The organism is Limnohabitans sp. DM1 (assembly GCF_001269385.1).
Lineage (GTDB): Bacteria > Pseudomonadota > Gammaproteobacteria > Burkholderiales > Burkholderiaceae_C > Limnohabitans_A.
The window spans coordinates 192902-205680 of the sequence record NZ_CXOO01000010.1; the positions used below are offsets into that span (position 1 = coordinate 192902).

Consider the following 12779-nt stretch of genomic DNA (forward strand, 5'->3'; position numbering starts at 1 on the left):
AATTCATTGAATTTTTTAACAAGAAAAAACACTGAGATCAACCCCATCAAAGTTCTCCTTGAAACGCCCGGTACTGGAGCGAGGCAAACAAGGCGTCCAACTCGGTCAAAGCGGCACGGTGCTGAGTTTTGAGGGATTCGACGGCTTGGATTCGAGAGGTGAAGGTTTTTTGTAAGGGCAATGGCGGCACGGGTATGGGTAATGTTTTCAACTCGCGGCCATATATGGCAAACACGCTTGTGGTTCCCGATTTCCTCGTTTCAAGCTCTTGCTGGATAAAGGGCGTCAAGAAAGCTGCGGCAATGTATTCCGGTTCAATACTTGGCTTGAATCGAATTCGCATCAAATTGTTGTTGTAAACGTATACGCCTTGTTCGCGGAACAAAGCTGTTTTCCCGACCAACTCTTTTGAGTTCCGCGTGTTGAACAGTAAATCGCCTGCTTTGAGCGAGTAACTTGTCAACTCCTCGGGTGTCGCATTTGTACGCTGTACCAACTCTGGAAAAAACTCACCACACCGACCCACGGCATTCATGCGCACATAAGGCACTTCAAAATCGGGGCCAAAATCTTCTGCCCCTCGAACCAGTCCAATTTGAGTATCAGAAGTCAATTGCTCAACCACTTCAATCGGCCAACGAATACGACCATGCTGGTATTCACCAAACATCTCAATGAAGATGGACTGCGTGAGCTTATCGAGTTGGGCCAAGGCTTCGCGGCGCTTGGCTTTGAGGGCGTCGGCTTGGTCGAGGATGGTGGCAATGTGGTGCTGGTCGTCCAAAGATGGCGCAGGGACTTCATATCGCCAAAACGCGCTCATGACCATGCGTGGCATCTTCGCGCCAGCGACGACAGTATTAGCAAATTCAAGAAACTCTGGCGATCGCAAATAATGCGCCAAAAAGTTGGGCACCATTTTTGCAGAATCGCATCGCAAAGCCACCAGCTCAGTCGTGGCGTAGCCTGGCGCGTCGGCAACCACAACCTTGTTCAAATAAGGACGAAGTTTTGAATAAAGCAAGGTCCCAGCATCAAAACGATAAGTCGATGGTCCCAAATCCTTCAACGCGACCATGCGCTTTTCAAGAATTCGCCCGCTTCCAGACTCAATCTGATCCAGATTCAGGCTCCAAACTTTTGCATCACCACCAACCACATCTTGAGCGCGAGTGTTGTGCATCAAGTCTTCTATCGGGATGCGTCGAAATCGCGTCACTTCAACATCCCCTCAAGCGCCTTCATCCCTGCCTGAATCTCCGCTTCCAACTCTGCCAACTTGGCCAGAATGTCTTTCGGTGGCAAGTGTTCTACCGCCGCATGCACCACTTCCTTGTAGCGGTTGATCGACAGGTCATAACCCTGCGCCGCAATGTCGGCCTTGGGCACACAAAAGCTTTGTGCGGTACGTGGGCGTTGGTGCTCGCTGCCTTCGCGCTGTTGCCAGCGGGCAAGCACATCGGGCAGGTTATTTTTGGCGTGCTCAGCTTCACTCAGCGCTTGGCCCGGGGTTGCACCCAGCAGCGCCTCGGCCAGCAAGGGCTGGCGCTTGTCGTCCAGGCTCCAGCCGTCGGCCTGCATGTCATAAAACCACACTTGGTCAGTGCCGCCTGAGTTGGTTTTAGTGAACAGCAAAATGGCACACGACACGCCCGCATAGGGCTTGAACACGCCTGAGGTCAGCGAGATGACGGCGTCGAGTTTTTGGTCTTCCACCACCATGCGGCGCAGCTCTTTGTGCGCCTTGCTGGAGCCAAACAGCACGCCGTCGGGCACCACCACGGCGGCGCGGCCACCGGGTTTGAGCAGCCGCAAAAACAGCGCCAAAAACAGCAGCTCGGTCTTTTTGGTTTTGACCATGGCCAGCAGGTCTTTGGCGGTGTTCTCATAGTCCAGGCTGCCCGCAAAGGGGGGGTTGGCCAGGATGAGGCTGTATTTCTCTTCGTCGCCCGCGTGGTCTTGGGCCAGCGAGTCTTTGTAGCGGATGTCGGGGTTTTCCACACCGTGCAGCGCCATGTTCATGCTGCCAATGCGCAGCATGGTGTTGTCAAAGTCGTAGCCGTTGAACATGCCGGTGTGAAAGTGCGCACGGGCTGTGGCGTCGTTGAACAGTTCTGGGTGCTTGTCGCGCAGGTGTTCGCCCGCCGCCACCAAAAATCCGCAGGTGCCGCTGGCCGGATCGCAAATCACGTCTTTGGGCGTGGGGGCGGTCATGGCCACCATGAGCTGGATGATGTGGCGCGGCGTGCGGAACTGGCCGTTTTGGCCCGCGCTGGCAATCTTGCCCAGCATGTATTCATACAAGTCGCCCTTGGTGTCGCGGTCGTCCATGGGCACATGGTCGAGCATGTCCACCACTTTGGCCAACAGCGCAGGCGTGGGGATGGTGAAGCGGGCATCTTTCATGTGGCTGGCGTAGGTGGAGCCGTCGCCCCCGCCCGTGACCAGCCCAGTGCGAAGAAACGGAAACACATGCTCGCCCACCACGGTGTACATGTCGGCGGGCGCAAAGTTTTTGAAGCGTGACCAGCGCAGATCGTCAAAGCGGCGGCCTTTGAGGTCTTGGCCCTCTGGAAAGATGCGCTTGGCCATGGGGCGCTTGAGCATGAAGGCCTTGCTCTCTTCGAGCGTATGCGCGTCGTCCAAGCGGCGAATGAACAGCAGGTAAGTGATTTGCTCCATCACCTCCAGCGGGTTGGAGATCCCGCCTGTCCAAAAGGAGTTCCAGATGGCATCGATTTGGCTGCGAAGTTCGCCTGTGAGCATTGCGGGTCTTTGTCGTTTTGTGGGTTCGTGCGGCACGCCGCTTTGAAGTGCGGCTGCGGAGAATGATCGTAACAAGAAAGAGTGACTTTTAACGCCTGGAATAAGGTTTGTCCGACTTAAAAAACTCCATGCATGACCCCCTGCGATAATCCCCCCTCCCCAGCGCCCCAAGCGCTTCCCTCAACAGCCTCTGGATCTACACCATGAACCGCTGCACTTTGGCCCCTCGCGGGCGTGCTTTGCTTTGCCTTGACTTCATCACCTCCCTTGAATCCGTGGAGGCCGCATGAGCAAGAAGGTCTTCATCAAAACATTTGGCTGCCAGATGAACGAGTACGACTCGGACAAGATGGCCGATGTGCTGGGCGCGGCCCAGGGCTATGAGCCCACGCAGGACGTGGACGAGGCCGATCTGATTTTGTTCAACACCTGCTCGGTGCGCGAGAAGGCGCAAGAAAAAGTGTTCAGCGATCTGGGCCGGGTGCAACACCTCAAAGCCAAGGGCGTGCTGATTGGCGTGGGCGGCTGTGTGGCCAGCCAGGAAGGTGCCGAGATCATCAAACGTGCGCCTTATGTGGACGTGGTGTTTGGCCCGCAGACCCTGCACCGCCTGCCCGAGATGCTGGCCGAGCGCGAGCGCAAGCAGCGCCCGCAGGTGGACATCAGCTTCCCCGAGATTGAAAAGTTCGACCACCTGCCACCTGCCAAGGTGGAAGGCGCCACCGCTTTTGTCTCGATCATGGAAGGTTGCAGCAAATATTGCAGCTATTGCGTGGTGCCCTACACCCGAGGCGAAGAAGTCTCTCGCCCGTTTGACGATGTATTGGTCGAGGTGGCAGGCTTGGCCGCGCAGGGCGTCAAAGAGATCACGCTGTTGGGCCAGAACGTGAATGCTTACCGGGGCAAGATGGGCGGCACCTCAGAGATTGCCGACTTTGCCTTGTTGCTGGAGTACGTGGCCGACATGCCAGGCATCGAGCGCATCCGCTACGTGACCAGCCACCCCAACGAGTTCACACAGCGCCTGATCGACGCTTACGAAAAGATTCCCAAACTGGTGAGCCATTTGCACCTGCCCGTGCAGCACGGCTCGGACCGCATCTTGATGGCCATGAAGCGCGGCTACACCGCCATGGAATACAAGAGCACGATCCGCAAGCTGCGGGCGATCCGCCCCGACATGTCGCTCAGCAGCGATTTCATCGTGGGCTTTCCCGGCGAGACCGAGGACGACTTCAACAAGATGATGAAGCTGATCACCGACGTGGGTTTTGACACGAGTTTCAGCTTCATCTTCAGCCCCCGCCCCGGCACGCCTGCGGCCAACCTGCACGACGACACGCCGCACGAAGTGAAGCTGCGCCGCCTGCACCACCTGCAAGCGACCATCGAAGAGAACGTGCAGCGCATTGGCGAGAGCCGCGTGGGCACAGTGCAGCGCATCTTGGTGGAGCGCCCTTCACGCAAAGACGCCACCGAACTGGCGGGCCGCACCGAGTGCAACCGAGTGGTCAACTTCCCCGGCGGCCCGAACATGGACCGCCTGATCGGTCAGATGGCGGATGTGCGCATCACGCAGGGGCTGTCGCATTCGCTGCGCGGCGAGTTGGTGATCCGCGATTAAATTTGTAGGAGCCCACCCTGTGGGCAATGTTGTGATGTGGGGGTCCGCATCCCATCGCCCACGGGGTGGGCTCCTACAAAGACAGGGGCCATTTGTTTTTCGATCAATCGATCAGGACTCGCGCCCGACTTCGCGGATGTAGCGGCGGTAGTCGCCGTGCGGGATGGGCGCGCAGCCATCGACTGGCCGGTTGTACAAATAGGTCTGCACCTTCAGGCCTTGCAGCGGGCCGCTGGCCACCGTCACCACCTCTCGCCAGTAATGTGATTCGGCGCGGTCACCGGGCACCACGCCTTCCACCCCATCCAGACGGGCCAGGTGTGCGTCATCGACTTCATAGACTTCGCCCGTGACGAGGCCGTCTCCTGGCAGCAAGCCGGGGTAACGCCCAAGGTCGAACAAGCGGCCGGGCACTTGGGCAGGGCCCATGAAGCGGGCACCGTGCATTTCCGCTTCCAAGCGCAAACCAGGCATCAGGGTGCCGTAAATAAAGAGGTAAGTCATCTTTGGATGGCCTGTGTGATCAACGAGGCATGCCGGGGAAGCCCCCGCCGCCGCCCATCATGCCTTTCATGGCGCCCATGCGTTTCATCATCTTCATCATGCCGCCGCCGGACATTTTTTTCATCATGTCCTGCATCTGCTCAAACTCCTTGAGCATGCGGTTGACGTCTTGCACCTGAACACCCGCGCCAGCGGCAATACGACGCTTGCGGGTGGCTTTGATCAGCTCGGGTTTGCTGCGCTCTTTGGGCGTCATGCTGTGGATGATGCCTTGCTTGCGGGCAATGTCTTTTTCAACCTTACCCATGTCCATGGCACCGGCTTTAGCGGTCAGCTGGCTGGGCAGCTTGTCCATCAGGCTGGACAAACCACCCATTTGTTTCATCTGCTGGATCTGTGCCAAAAAGTCGTTCAAATCAAAACTGCCACCACTCTTGACCTTGGCGGCCAGCTTTTGTGCGGCTTCGATGTCCACGCCGGCAGTGACCTGCTCGACCAGGGCCACGATGTCGCCCATACCCAGCACACGGCCAGCGTGGCGTTCAGCGTCGAACACTTCCAGGCCGTCAATTTTCTCGCTGGTACCGGCAAACTTGATCGGCACCCCCGTGATCTGGCGCACCGACAGGGCCGCACCACCGCGTGAGTCGCCGTCCAGTTTGGTCAGCACGATGCCGGTCAGGGGCAAGGCATCACCAAAGGCTCGGGCGGTGTTGGCCGCATCCTGGCCCTGCATGGCGTCGACCACGAACAGGGTTTCAACAGGTTTGAGTTCCGCGTGGAGCCCCTTGATTTCGGCCATCAGGACTTCGTCAATGGCCAGGCGACCGGCGGTGTCCACCAGCAACACATCAAAGTGGTGCTTGCGAGCGTGGTCGATGGCGGCGCGGGCGATGTCGATGGGCTTTTGATCGGGCGAGCTGGGGAACCATTCGGCCCCGGCTTGGGCGGTGACGGTTTTGAGCTGCTCGATGGCTGCAGGGCGGTACACGTCGCCCGATACGGTCAGCACTTTTTTCTTGCGCTTTTCGATCAGGTGTTTGGCCAGCTTGGCGGTGGTGGTGGTTTTACCAGCACCTTGCAAACCGGCCATCAGGATCACGGCGGGGGGCTGCACGGCCAGGTTGATGTCGGACACGCCCTCGCCCATGGTGGCGGCAAGCTCTTTGTTGACAATGCCCACCAGGGCCTGCCCGGGCTTGAGGGAACCGATCACCTCCTGGCCCAGGGCCTTATCTTTGACGCGGGCGATGAAGTCGCGCACCACGGGCAAGGCCACATCGGCCTCCAACAGCGCCATGCGCACTTCGCGCAGCATGTCGGTGACGTTGGATTCGGTGATACGGGCCTGTCCGCTGAGGTTCTTGACGAGGCGTGAGAGTTTGTCGGTCAGTGCGGAGGCCATGGGGGGAATCCAGAAATAACCGGTTCAGCGTGATGGCGAAGCCCCTGCGGCTGCGCCTGAAAGGCTAAACTCGGACCCATGATTTTAGCCAGTACCCCATTCTGGATGCAGCCCGCCTCAGGTCTGGCGGCGCTGGCCTATGCCTTGGCCGCCTTGGCCGGCGCCCGCTTGAGTGATCGCAGTGCTCGGCGCCTGATTTGGCTGGCTTGGGCCGCCCATGCCGTGGCCTTGCTTGGATTGCTGGCCGGGCCTGTGCGCTTCGGTTTTGCGCCAGCCCTGTCGGTCACCGCCTGGCTGGTGGTGACGGCTTATGGGGTTGAGCGCCACATCTTTCCGCAACTCAAGGCACGCTGGGCCATGGGCGGTCTTGGGGCCGTTGCGGTGCTGCTGGCCTGGGTGTTTCCGGGCAGCTTGCTGTCCTCGGTGGCGTCGCCTTGGCTGCCGCTGCACTGGGCCTTGGGTTTGTCGGCCTATGGCATGTTTGCCGCTGCCGTGGTGCACGCCTGGATGATGACCCGCACGGAACATGACATTCGCCAAGGCCAAGAAGCCGACAGTGGTTTGCCCTTGCTCACGCTGGAGCGGCTGACCTTTCGTTTTGTCAGTGCGGGTTTCGCTCTGTTGAGCGCCACACTGGTCGCAGGTGCTCTGTTTGGAGAAAACCTTTACGGCCAAGGCAATGGGCATTGGCGTTGGGAACATAAAACCGTGTTTGCCTTGCTGTCGTGGCTGACCTTTGCGGTCTTGCTGATCGGGCGCAATCTATGGGGCTGGCGGGGTCGCCGTGCTGTGCGGGTGCTTTACATAGGGGCAGGCTTGCTGCTGTTGTCCTATGCGGGCTCGCGTTTTGTTCTTGAAATTTTGTTGGGACGTGCTGGATGAAGTACCTGTTTTGGTTGCTGGTGATTTTTGTGGCCATTTGGGCATTCAAGCGCAGTCGTGCGGGCAAGGTCCCCCCTCCAAACAGCAAGACCCCCTCTAGCCCTGCTGAAATGATCACCTGCGCCCACTGCGGCATTCATCTGCCCGCAGAAGAAGCCGTGTCTGGCCAAAATGGCGCCTATTGCAGCACTGAGCACCGCAGCGCAGCCCATGACAGCAACCCGGTCTGAAGCGCTGCACTATGCAGGAACTGCCGCTCTCGCCAGACAACTCTTGGCTCCAAGGCTGGAACCCACAGGCCCTTAGGCTGGATTCACCCAACTACGGCCCTCGACCTGCAGGCGCCTGCATTGATCTGGTGGTCATTCACTCGATCAGCTTGCCGCCCGGGCATTACGGTGGTCATGAAGTGCAGGACTTGTTCACCAACCGCCTGGACTGGGCGGCGCATCCTTACTTTGAACAGATACGGGGCCTGCAGGTGTCCGCGCACTTTTATATCCGGCGCGATGGCACGCTGTGGCAATTTGTCAGTTGTGATGACCGGGCCTGGCACGCAGGGGCATCGCAATACCGGGGACGCAGCAACTGCAACGACGACTCGATTGGCATCGAGCTAGAAGGCCTGGAAGGTGAAGCGTTTGAAGACGCTCAATACATCTGCCTGAACGCCTTGTGCCGTGAGCTGCAACAACACTACCCGATCGCACATGTGGCGGGGCATGAGCATATTGCCCCAGGCCGCAAGTTCGACCCTGGGGCTGGCTTTGATTGGTTGCGCTTGCAATCTGGACTGAATTTCCCATCCCAAAGTTTCCCCAGGCTTTGACTGTTGTATCTCTGCAAATAATTTTGTGGACGCTAGCGCACACAGCTTTGCCCTTGTTTCCAGACCGTGTATCCCGTTTCCAGCAAAAAGACTTCCCGTCCCTCATGGGTTTGCCGCTAAAAACCCCTCAAAAGCCAATGCAGGCTTGATGCTTCCCACAAAAAGCACCTGTTGAATGGGTTTCTCAGTCTAATTTTCACGGTCTGAAACCGGCCACCGACTTTGGCAATTTGTATTTTTTTAGGCGCCATCGCGAACGCCACGCAATTGCCCCGGTACACTACCTGTAGTGGCTTGAATTGCCCGCAGACACCATATATAGTGTCTAGGCCAAACTAACAAAAACAACATTTGCAGCAATCCAACCGCCATCAACAGCGACTAAACACCCCTTACCGAAGCCCATGACCATGCACACCAATACGATCATTACCTCCTCGTCTTCTGGCGCGATGAACCTGCCTGAATCCGACAATGCCAGCGCAGCCAATGGTCATGCGTTGACCCATTACCAGATCATCCGCCGCAATGGCGCCGTGGTTCCATTTGAGCCCAACAAAATCGCCGTGGCCTTGATGAAGGCGTTTTTGGCTGTCCATGGCACGCAAGGCGCCGCATCTGCCAGCGTGCGCGAAGTGGTGGAAGACCTGACCAAAAATGTGGTGCGCGCCTTGATGCGCTCACGACCCGGCGGTGGCACCTTCCACATTGAAGATGTGCAAGACCAGGTCGAATTGGGCCTGATGCGCAGCAGCAACCACGAAGTGGCCCGCGCTTATGTGCTCTACCGTGAACGCCGCAACCAGGACCGTGCTCAGCAACAAGTGGCCGCAGCCCCCCAGGAACCCACCTTGCATGTGCTCGATGGCGGCCAGCGCGTCGCATTGAACCAGGACTACCTCAAAGACATCATGATCAATGCCTGCGCAGGTCTGGGCAAGGACGTGAGCGCCGAGCCCATCGTGGCCGAAACCTTGCGCAACCTGTATGACGGCGTGCCCATGGAAGAGGTGTACAAGGCCTCCATCCTGGCGGCCCGCACCTTGATCGAAAAAGACCCGGACTACACCTACGTCACCGCCCGCTTGCTGATGCACACCATTGCCAAGGAAATCTTGGGCAAGGAAGTGACGCAAGACCAGATGCCTGAGGCCTACATCGATTACTTCCCCCAATTCATCAAGAAGGGCGTGGACAACGACCTGCTCGACGAAAAGCTCTTGCAGTTTGACTTGAAGCGCCTGGCCGCAGCGCTCAAGCCCGAGCGTGACATGCAATTCGACTACCTGGGCCTGCAAACCCTGTACGACCGCTATTTCCTGCATGTGCGCAAGACCCGCATCGAAATGCCTCAGGCTTTCTTCATGCGCGTGGCCATGGGCCTGTCGCTCAATGAGACTGATCGCGAAGCCCGCGCCATAGAGTTCTACGAAATCCTGTCCTCATTCGACTTCATGTCGTCCACCCCCACGCTGTTCAACAGTGGCACCTTGCGCTCACAACTGTCGAGCTGCTACCTGACCACCGTACCCGACGACCTGGACGGCATCTACGAGTCGATCAAGGAAAACGCCCTGCTGTCCAAATTTGCGGGCGGCCTGGGCAACGACTGGACCCGCGTGCGCGCCATGGGCTCGCACATCAAGGGCACCAACGGTGAATCGCAAGGTGTGGTGCCGTTCCTGAAAGTCGTCAACGACACTGCCGTGGCAGTCAACCAGGGCGGCAAGCGCAAGGGCGCGGTCTGCACCTACCTGGAAACCTGGCACCTGGACATCGAAGAGTTCCTGGAGCTGCGCAAGAACACCGGCGACGACCGCCGCCGCACGCACGACATGAACACGGCCAACTGGATTCCCGACCTCTTCATGCGCCGCGTGATGGAAAAAGGCGACTGGACCTTGTTCTCGCCATCCGACTGCCCCGACCTGCACGATCTATTCGGCGCCGCTTTTGAAAAAGCTTACGTCGCCTACGAACAACAAGCCGAGCGCGGCGAACTCAAGCCCAGCAAAAAGGTGTCTGCCAACGACCTGTGGCGCAAGATGCTGTCCATGCTGTTTGAAACCGGCCACCCCTGGATCACCTTCAAGGACCCATGCAATGTGCGTTCGCCCCAGCAGCACGCCGGGGTGGTGCACTCCTCGAATCTGTGCACCGAGATCACGCTCAACACCAGCGACACCGAAACCGCTGTGTGCAACCTGGGCTCGGTCAACCTGTCCAAACACCTGAAAGACGGCCCCAACGGCAAAGTCATTGACCAAGACAAACTGCGTCAAACCATCTCGACAGCGATGCGCATGCTCGACAACGTGATCGACATCAACTACTACGCTGTCAAAAAGGCCCGCGACTCCAATCTGCGTCACCGCCCTGTGGGCTTGGGCCTGATGGGGTTTCAGGATGCCTTGTATGAAATGCGCATTCCCTACGCTTCGCAAGCAGCTGTGGAATTTGCAGACCAGTCCATGGAAGCGATCTGCTACTTTGCCTACTGGGCGTCCACCGATCTGGCCAAGGAGCGCGGTCAGTACTCCAGCTACAAAGGCTCTTTGTGGGAACAAGGCATCTTGCCGCTGGACACGCTCGACTTGTTGGCCCGTGAACGCGGTGGCTATGTCGAAGTGGACCGCTCTGCCACACTGGACTGGGACGCCCTGCGCAAGAAAATTGCAGCCGACGGCATGCGCAACTCCAACTGCGTGGCCATTGCGCCCACGGCCACCATCTCCAACATCATCGGCGTGGACGCCTCGATCGAGCCTTGCTTTGGCAACCTCTCGGTCAAGTCCAACCTGTCGGGTGAATTCACCGTCATCAACAGCTACCTGGTGCGTGACTTGAAGCGCTTGGGCCTGTGGGACGATGTGATGGTCATGGACCTCAAACACTTCGACGGCTCACTGCGTCCCATCGACCGCGTACCCCAAGAGATCAAATCGCTGTACGCCACCGCATTCGAAGTGGAAACGACCTGGTTGGTGGAAGCCGCTGCACGTCGCCAGAAATGGATTGATCAGGCGCAGTCGCTCAACATCTACATGGCCGGTGCTTCGGGCAAGAAGCTCGATGACACCTACAAGCTGGCTTGGTTGCGGGGCCTCAAAACCACTTACTACTTGCGCACATCGAGCGCCACACAAGCGGAAAAATCCACCGTGCAAGCAGGCTCGCACAACGCTGTTTCTTCAACCGGCATGAGCGCACTGGAAGCCGCAGCCACTGCAGCGCAAGCGCAAATGAATGCCACACCTGCGACCGACATCAAGTTCTGCGCCATCGACGATCCTGGTTGCGAAGCTTGTCAGTGATTGTTCAAGGCATTGCACTGTGTCGATCTGACTCCGTGCGATGCAATTGAACAACACTTCTCAACCGTACACAGGCATAACGTCAATCACTGCTTTGCATTTCGTGTGCATGCTTTCATAATTTGAACACTGGAAATTTTTATGCTGTCCTGGGACGAACAAGTCAAACCCGCATTGCAACCCGCAATGCCCGCTTCATCTGGTGCTGATGCATTTTCAGCATCTACTGCTGCATCTGCATCTGCAAGCCCTCGCCGCATGAATGCCGCAGACAAGCGCATCATCAACGGCCAAACCGACGTCAACCAGTTGGTGCCCTTCAAATACAAATGGGCTTGGGAAAAATACCTCGCGACCTGCGCCAATCACTGGATGCCGCAAGAAGTGAACATGAACCGTGACATCGCCTTGTGGAAAGACCCCAACGGTCTGACCGAAGACGAGCGCCGCATCGTCAAGCGCAATCTGGGTTTCTTTGTCACGGCCGACTCCTTGGCTGCGAACAACATTGTCTTGGGCACTTACCGCCACATCACAGCCCCCGAATGCCGCCAGTTCCTTCTGCGTCAAGCTTTTGAAGAAGCCATCCACACACACGCCTACCAATACATTGTGGAATCGCTGGGGCTTGACGAGAGCGAAATCTTCAACGCCTACAACGAAGTCAAATCCATCCGCGACAAGGACGAGTTCCTGATCCCCTTCATCAGTGCGATCATGGACCCCGACTTCAAGACCGGCACGCTGGAAAACGACCAGACCCTGCTCAAGTCGCTGATCGTGTTTGCCTGCCTCATGGAAGGTCTGTTCTTCTATGTGGGCTTCACACAGATTCTGGCTTTGGGCCGCCAGAACAAGATGACCGGTGCCGCTGAGCAGTACCAGTACATCCTGCGCGATGAGTCCATGCACTGCAACTTCGGCATCGACTTGATCAACACCGTGAAGCTGGAAAATCCCCAGCTGTGGACCGCTGAGTTCAAAGCCGAAATCAAGGCCTTGTTTCTCAAAGCCGTTGAACTGGAATACCGCTATGCCGAAGACACCATGCCCCGTGGTGTGCTGGGCATGAACGCTTCGATGTTCAAGGGCTATTTACGTTACATTGCCAACCGACGCGCCACGCAAATTGGCCTCGAAGCGCTTTTCCCGAACGAAGAAAATCCCTTCCCCTGGATGAGCGAGATGATTGACCTGAAAAAAGAACGCAATTTCTTTGAGACCCGGGTCATCGAATACCAATCTGGTGGGGCCTTGTCTTGGGATTGAACTTCTGAACACCCCACAAATGACTCCCCTTTTCAAGCCACACTCCCCAGCGCCGCAAGGCGCTGTGAAGTGTGGCTTTCCCGCGTTCATGGTGCTGAGGAATGCCTCAACACCATGGATCGTTTTGTGCATTCCAACAAGCACCAAGCGTTACCTTTCCGTTGAGTTCTCAACTTGATCAAGGAG

At 57.6% G+C, this 12779-nt stretch carries 10 protein-coding genes; 6 read left to right on the plus strand and 4 right to left on the minus strand.

The genetic code is table 11. The features are described 5' to 3' along the window. Window positions 1–46: 46 nt before the first annotated feature. Both AMM33_RS02145 and AMM33_RS02150 read right to left on the minus strand, forming a co-directional pair. Complete coding sequence (locus AMM33_RS02145) at window positions 47–1183, minus strand: restriction endonuclease subunit S (protein WP_090138329.1); 1137 nt, start codon at window positions 1181–1183, stop codon at window positions 47–49. Between the two features lie 32 nt (window positions 1184–1215). After that, a complete protein-coding gene (locus AMM33_RS02150; protein ID WP_090138331.1) occupies window positions 1216–2766 on the minus strand; it encodes a type I restriction-modification system subunit M in 1551 nt (516 codons plus the stop codon). A 286-nt stretch (window positions 2767–3052) separates the two neighbouring features. Here AMM33_RS02150 and miaB point away from each other — a divergent pair, with 286 nt between their 5' ends. Beyond that, window positions 3053–4390, plus strand: a complete 1338-nt coding sequence (miaB, locus tag AMM33_RS02155; protein WP_090138333.1) for a tRNA (N6-isopentenyl adenosine(37)-C2)-methylthiotransferase MiaB — start codon at window positions 3053–3055, stop codon at window positions 4388–4390. 111 nt (window positions 4391–4501) lie between these two features. Here miaB and AMM33_RS02160 read toward each other — a convergent pair whose 3' ends face one another. Together AMM33_RS02160 and ffh are read right to left on the minus strand one after the other, a co-directional pair. After that, entirely contained in the window at window positions 4502–4894 is a 393-nt protein-coding gene (locus AMM33_RS02160) for a gamma-glutamylcyclotransferase family protein (RefSeq protein WP_090138335.1), read from the minus strand. Window positions 4895–4913: 19 nt separating this feature from the next. After that, window positions 4914–6299 (minus strand): signal recognition particle protein, encoded by a 1386-nt coding sequence (gene ffh / locus AMM33_RS02165; protein ID WP_090138337.1) that lies wholly within the window; start codon window positions 6297–6299, stop codon window positions 4914–4916. Between the two features lie 78 nt (window positions 6300–6377). On the opposite strand from ffh, the gene AMM33_RS02170 reads away from it, so the two are divergent. The 5 genes from AMM33_RS02170 (at window position 6378) to AMM33_RS02190 (ending at window position 12593) form a co-directional block, all read left to right on the plus strand. Continuing rightward, window positions 6378–7181 carry a cytochrome C assembly family protein gene (locus AMM33_RS02170; RefSeq protein ID WP_090138339.1) on the plus strand — a complete coding sequence of 268 codons (804 nt, stop codon included), beginning with the start codon at window positions 6378–6380 and terminating at the stop codon, window positions 7179–7181. Then, window positions 7178–7411, plus strand: coding sequence for a PP0621 family protein (locus AMM33_RS02175; protein ID WP_090138340.1), 234 nt, complete (start codon window positions 7178–7180; stop codon window positions 7409–7411). The genes AMM33_RS02170 and AMM33_RS02175 overlap by 4 nt, the downstream gene beginning before the upstream one ends. An 11-nt stretch (window positions 7412–7422) precedes the next feature. After that, a complete protein-coding gene (ampD, locus tag AMM33_RS02180; protein WP_090138342.1) occupies window positions 7423–8010 on the plus strand; it encodes a 1,6-anhydro-N-acetylmuramyl-L-alanine amidase AmpD in 588 nt (195 codons plus the stop codon). A 452-nt stretch (window positions 8011–8462) separates the two neighbouring features. Next, window positions 8463–11324, plus strand: a complete 2862-nt coding sequence (locus tag AMM33_RS02185; protein WP_228767926.1) for a ribonucleoside-diphosphate reductase subunit alpha — start codon at window positions 8463–8465, stop codon at window positions 11322–11324. 141 nt (window positions 11325–11465) lie between these two features. Next, window positions 11466–12593, plus strand: coding sequence for a ribonucleotide-diphosphate reductase subunit beta (locus AMM33_RS02190; protein WP_090138346.1), 1128 nt, complete (start codon window positions 11466–11468; stop codon window positions 12591–12593). Window positions 12594–12779 lie beyond the last annotated feature (186 nt).

Coding starts and splice junctions, on each gene's coding strand:
- AMM33_RS02160 (WP_090138335.1), bottom strand. CDS start 4,894: ATGACTTACCTCTTTATTTACGGCACCCTGATGCCTGGTTTGCGCTTG.
- ffh (WP_090138337.1), bottom strand. CDS start 6,299: ATGGCCTCCGCACTGACCGACAAACTCTCACGCCTCGTCAAGAACCTC.
- AMM33_RS02170 (WP_090138339.1), top strand. CDS start 6,378: ATGATTTTAGCCAGTACCCCATTCTGGATGCAGCCCGCCTCAGGTCTG.
- ampD (WP_090138342.1), top strand. CDS start 7,423: ATGCAGGAACTGCCGCTCTCGCCAGACAACTCTTGGCTCCAAGGCTGG.
- AMM33_RS02190 (WP_090138346.1), top strand. CDS start 11,466: ATGCTGTCCTGGGACGAACAAGTCAAACCCGCATTGCAACCCGCAATG.
- AMM33_RS02150 (WP_090138331.1), bottom strand. CDS start 2,766: ATGCTCACAGGCGAACTTCGCAGCCAAATCGATGCCATCTGGAACTCC.
- AMM33_RS02185 (WP_228767926.1), top strand. CDS start 8,463: ATGAACCTGCCTGAATCCGACAATGCCAGCGCAGCCAATGGTCATGCG.
- miaB (WP_090138333.1), top strand. CDS start 3,053: ATGAGCAAGAAGGTCTTCATCAAAACATTTGGCTGCCAGATGAACGAG.
- AMM33_RS02175 (WP_090138340.1), top strand. CDS start 7,178: ATGAAGTACCTGTTTTGGTTGCTGGTGATTTTTGTGGCCATTTGGGCA.
- AMM33_RS02145 (WP_090138329.1), bottom strand. CDS start 1,183: ATGCACAACACTCGCGCTCAAGATGTGGTTGGTGGTGATGCAAAAGTT.